The following is a 4,981-nucleotide window of genomic DNA, read 5'->3' as shown; positions in this document are numbered from 1 at the left end:
TACCAGCCAGAGGGTCTTCCTTCCAGCCACCGATATCGAAGTTCTCAGGCTGATGAAAATTGGCCTTGATGCGCACGGACGCACCAAAGAAATTGTCCTGCTTGACGTTGCCCTCCAGCCTCGACAAGCCCGCCGGGTTGAAGTGGATCGAATCCACACCAGGCGGGTCTGCCGTCACGGCATTGCCCATGGACATGGCTTTGGGGCTGGTACCCAGGTTGTCTGTCAAGGCACCATGAGCCGCGCCCCAGCAGGTCACGCCCAGCGTCAGGCCCGACAGCAGGCGCAGCTGTCGGGCAGACAAAGCGATGCCCCTGGCTTGAGCCATTTTCTTGATCACGGCACGCTCGCTCAGGTCAGAAGCTCAAGGGCATGTTCATGCCGAGCGTGAAATCGGGCGAGTCACTGGTCAGCCCAATGCCCAAGGTCATGTTGATCGTGTTCTGAGGCGAGGTGCGCACACCCAGACCCAGGTTGAACATGCCCGAAGTCTGCACGCTGGTGCGGCTGGACGTACCATCCTCGAACACCAGCTTGCTGGGGAAGGAGAGCGACTCCTGCAAAGACATGGTGGTGGACACGTCATACGACAAGGCATAGGCGAAGCCTCCACCCAGCGTCAATGAGGGGCCTGGGTGCACAGCCACCAGGGTCACGTTGTCACGCACCTGGCTGATGTGACGGGCAGGCATGCTCACACCCACGCTGGCCGAGCCAAACAGGGCAATCGGATCGATGATCTTGGACGCATTCACACCCAATGTCAGGCCCGCCGTGCCAGAACCGGTGGACAGGTTCTGGCCATCGATCGTGCGATAGGGGCTGCGGCCTGTAGGCAGGCGAACCGAGGCACTGGTCGTGATGCTGGGCGCATCGCGGCGCATCTCGAAGGGCTGCCAGCGTGCGCCCACGTTCAAATCGCCAAAGCCGTGCGACATCCCCGAATAGGTCGTTGATTCGGAGTACTTGCTGACCAAGGGCAGAGACACATTGCCCGTCAGGTTGTCGCGCAGACCATAGTCCACGGACACCGTGTTGGTGATGGTGTGCGAACGCGTGTTCTCGATCTTGAAGAGCGTCAGCGTGCTGTCTGTGAACTTGGCGTCGATCTGCTGTTGCCCTGTGTACGAGTAGGTCAGGTCATAGGTGGCAGCCCACTTGCCTTTTTTAAGCAGCGAGTACTGCTTGTCTGACGCCGTCAAGGTCTCCTTGAGCAAAGCCGCCTGGTCAACGTCGCCTTCCTTCTTGCCCAAGGCGTCGCGCGCAGCATCGTTGCCGGTGGCCTGCTGGGCCTGGGCAACAGACAGCATGAAGGTCAAAGCTGCCAACGCCAAGGCGCGCAAGCCGAATCGAGAAGGGGAAATGGAGTGCTGGTACAACATGATCACTGCTTGCGCAAGTTAAAGACACCAATGCCGGCCTGCACTGCATTGCGCAATGCTTCGGTTCGGTCGGGCGAAGTCAACACGGCCTGCTTGCGAACCGAATCGCTGTCGATCACACCGAGTTCTCGGTCTGTCAAGGCCAGGTTGGTCAATGGCTTGCCCGTATCAGCAGGCAAGCTCAGAAGGAAAAGGGTGCCGCGGTCCCACAGCTTGGCGAACTGCTCGACCGAGAACACGATGTGCCCGGCGGACGGATCAGCAATGAACACGCGCCCGTCGCGGATGCCGCGGAACACGACGAAGTGCTTGAAGCCCGCGTAGTCAATGGGCACGATGGCGGGCTGCGTGAGCTTTTCCAGATCGGACATCTCGCCGCGAAAGCCTGCGCCAATGGCACCCAGCGAAGCCACATAGCGCTTCATATCGAGCAGGGAGAAGCCTCGACGTTCGATGATCTTGTCGCGCTCGCCATGAGACAGCATCCCCTCCATGGCCTGCTGCTCCGTGACCTTGATACCCAGGTAGTTGTTGATCACCGTGACCAGCGCAGCCGAACCACAGCTGTAGTCATAGGCCTGGTGGATGATGTTCTCGAACTTGAACTCGGAGTAGGGCTTGATGGTCACGGGCATCGGGCTGATGCCACCACCCACGACCACCATCGGCAACTGGAACTCGCCCTGGGGCTTGTCTACCGGAGGGTGAATGGCGGTGCCAGCAGACTCGCCAATGGCGCTCGCAATGATCCCAAGCAGCATGCCCAACATGGTGTGTTCTCCCGATCCTTGACGCTCACTGCGCCCAAAGGTAGATGTGCCCCTGCATGGCCGCATGGCCATTGAGGAGCAACTGCCCGTAGTTGCGGGAAATGGCGGCGGTTGGATCGGTCTGCACGCTGAATGCGCGGAAACCAAACTGACTGACGCCGATGAAGAAGGGCAAGCCGATGTCCATGTAGTCGCTGCCATCCGGACGGCTACGCAGGTTCATGGTCATGGCGAACATGTCGATGATGCCGCCCGCATTCCAGGCGATGGCATAGGTGGTCTGGCCATCCACGTGGAAGCCTGCCATCAACCTGCTGGTGAGATCCTGCGCACTGATGGCCGCAGAGTTCATTTCCAGATGAACGGCAAAGCCGATACCGTCCTGCCCGCTGACGTCAGCCATGCCGATGTCGTCCAGAGGCTGAGGCTCTGCACGGGCCATGCTCAAGGCACAGCCCATGGCCAGCAACACCAGACATTGAAGAATGAGCACGCGCAATGGGCGCCAGAGCATGGACATCACAGGCACCTCAACGGAACTTGACGTCCAGATACTGGAGCTGGATGGAGTCGATGCGGCTGGATCCCAGATTGAGATTGCCGGTCACATCACTCTTGAACGTGACGTTGTCGATCAACAAGCTGCCCTTGGGCGCCCCATTGGGGCTGCTGTTCCAGTCGATACCCAGATGCAGATAGGACTGGCCATCCGCATCAGTGATCGCATTGAAGATGCCGGGCTGGGTCGTCACATGCGCAATGACCCATGGGGTATTGTTCTCGCCGCTCAGATGGATGCCCTTGATGCTGAGCTGCTCCATCACCGTATCGGGATTGGCGACGCTGATGTCATCACGCGCACGTGGGCGGATGATCAGGTTGCCAATGTCCACGCGCAATGCCAGCCCAAAGGCCACGCCTTGCACGGCAGGATCCGATGGCGTGGTGATGCTCAAGCCACCACCATAGAAGGTCAGATCCTGCAGGATCAGGGTGCCGCCACTGAAGCTGGTGTTGTTGGCGTTCACGCCGAAGTCGGCCGCGAACTGCCACTTCACCAAGCCATTGACGTTGAGTGGGTTGCTCAACTCGATCACATCCGACATACCCAAACGGCTGTAGATGTTGAGTCGATAGGGATCAGAGAAGGTCGCGTCCACATCGTCGGAACGCGACAGATAGAAGTTGCCCAACCACAAGCTGGGATTGCCCTCATCCGGGCTGGTATAGGTCAAGGTCAGGGGGCCGCTCATGGCAAAACCGCGCAGGTTGAACGCCAGGCCATCCTGGCCGCTGACCTGAGACAAAGCCTCGTCTTCCAACGGCCGCAGGTTGCCCGCATGCGCACCACTCACACCGCACAAGCCACACAGGGCCAGGCAAGCACACAGCGTTCGGATCAGCGTCGCACACATGTTCATCGCCCTCACTTGCCCGCGACGTTGGCCGGAACGGCGCCACGCACGTTCAAAGCCGTCAGGCGGTCACGCCAGTTCAGCCAGAAGCCAGCCATGGCCTGATCGGTTGGCACGCCTGTGGCTGCATTCGTGGGAAAGGTCACAGCCGACTTGAGCACCGAGATGAAGAAGTCGCGACTGGCGCCACTGGCATTGCCCGCCGTCACGCCGCCCACTTGCGACAAGGCCACAAGGCAACTCGCTGTGTTCGTGCACGTCGTACCATCCCAGCGCTTGCCGCCCAGCGTGTCATTGCGAGAATCGATCGTGCCGTTCGCACCTGCATCAATCAGCAAAGAGCCGCTGACGGCATTCATCTGCAAGCCGATGTCACCCTGGATGCCGCCAAAGCCCAGGCGCATGCCCACTACTTCGCGCGTCGCCGAGTTCGCCACGTTGCGGTAGACAAACTCGACATAGGGATCTGTCACGGACACCGTGCGCTGCGCCAGCGTGCCGTCAGATCGCCCCAATTGCAGCTTGGCAATGTCGATATCGGCACCTGTGCCGTTGCGCACTGAACTGGTGTACTCACCTAACCGGATACCACCCAGATTGGCATTGAGTTTGATGTCCGCATTCAGCGTGATGCGAGAGAAGTCGTAGCCGTTTTCGCTCGTATTGGTCAGCGAGAACAAGGCCTGCCCCCAGACGTCAGACAAGGCCTCATCGTCGATGGGCTTGCCTTGCGCCATGACGGCGTTTGCACCCGACAGCACCAGGCTCAGGCACAGCATGCGCATCGTGGAGATGAGGGTCCTGTTCATGTTGGCTGCGGGTTGAGGATCATCAGGATCCGAAAAGCGATTTCAAAAAAAGAGCCTCACAAACAAACCCGCCGTGGTGGCCACGGCGGATTGCTCTGTTCAACTCAAGAGAGGGCGGGCCCGCTTGCGGCGAGCCCATCGGTGGTCAACCGATCAGTGAGCCCACATCCAGACCTTGGTGCCTTGCATGTCGATGTTGTTGATGGCGAAAGAGCCGAACGAAGCAGCCGAGGTGCCACGTGTGCCGTCAGCAGCGGTGCTGCCCATCTTGATCGAACCGACCGTGATGCTGGGGGTCAGAGCCGAGTTCAGCTTGGCGTTGGGGAAAGCGAACTGCACAACGTCAGAAGCGCCGTCGTACACAGCTTGAGCTGTTTGAGCGCCGAAGGCGTTGTACGAAGCAGCCGTCAGCTTGCCCAGTTCAGTTGCCACGGTCACGCCACCAGCGGTGGGGGTCACGGCGACACCAGCGGCCAGAGCCTTGCCGTTGTTGGCATCAGCTTGAGTCAGGCCCAGACGAGCACCGATGGAGTCAGCCACGGTCGAGACGAAAGCACCCTTGTTCAGGATGTCAACGGTCATCACGAACAGGCCCTTGATGCCGA

General features: G+C 59.8%; 6 protein-coding genes and 1 pseudogene. All 7 read right to left on the bottom strand.

From position 1 onward, the window contains the following. Nucleotides 1–340 (bottom strand): annotated as a pseudogene (locus EPO09_RS10720) (outer membrane transport protein); the annotation flags it as partial. A 16-nt stretch (nucleotides 341–356) separates the two neighbouring features. Further along, entirely contained in the window at nucleotides 357–1,382 is a 1,026-nt protein-coding gene (locus tag EPO09_RS10715; RefSeq protein ID WP_290642926.1) for a transporter, read from the bottom strand. 2 nt (nucleotides 1,383–1,384) lie between these two features. Then, nucleotides 1,385–2,152, bottom strand: a complete 768-nt coding sequence (locus tag EPO09_RS10710) for a C39 family peptidase (protein ID WP_290642924.1) — start codon at nucleotides 2,150–2,152, stop codon at nucleotides 1,385–1,387. A gap of 25 nt (nucleotides 2,153–2,177) precedes the next feature. Beyond that, nucleotides 2,178–2,672, bottom strand: coding sequence for a DUF6160 family protein (locus tag EPO09_RS10705; protein WP_290642922.1), 495 nt, complete (start codon nucleotides 2,670–2,672; stop codon nucleotides 2,178–2,180). A 10-nt stretch (nucleotides 2,673–2,682) separates the two neighbouring features. Next, nucleotides 2,683–3,573, bottom strand: coding sequence for a hypothetical protein (locus EPO09_RS10700; protein ID WP_290642920.1), 891 nt, complete (start codon nucleotides 3,571–3,573; stop codon nucleotides 2,683–2,685). Nucleotides 3,574–3,578: 5 nt separating this feature from the next. Beyond that, the gene (locus EPO09_RS10695; RefSeq protein ID WP_290642918.1) at nucleotides 3,579–4,376 is read right to left on the bottom strand and encodes a hypothetical protein; all 798 of its coding nucleotides are present in this window, start codon (nucleotides 4,374–4,376) and stop codon (nucleotides 3,579–3,581) included. A 153-nt stretch (nucleotides 4,377–4,529) separates the two neighbouring features. Beyond that, on the bottom strand, nucleotides 4,530–4,981 hold a 452-nt coding region (locus EPO09_RS10690), incomplete at its 5' end, for a hypothetical protein (RefSeq protein ID WP_290642916.1).

It is taken from the genome of Aquabacterium sp. (genome assembly GCF_004297345.1).
GTDB lineage: Bacteria > Pseudomonadota > Gammaproteobacteria > Burkholderiales > Burkholderiaceae_C > Aquabacterium.
This window is presented reverse-complemented; position numbering and strand designations above follow the sequence as displayed.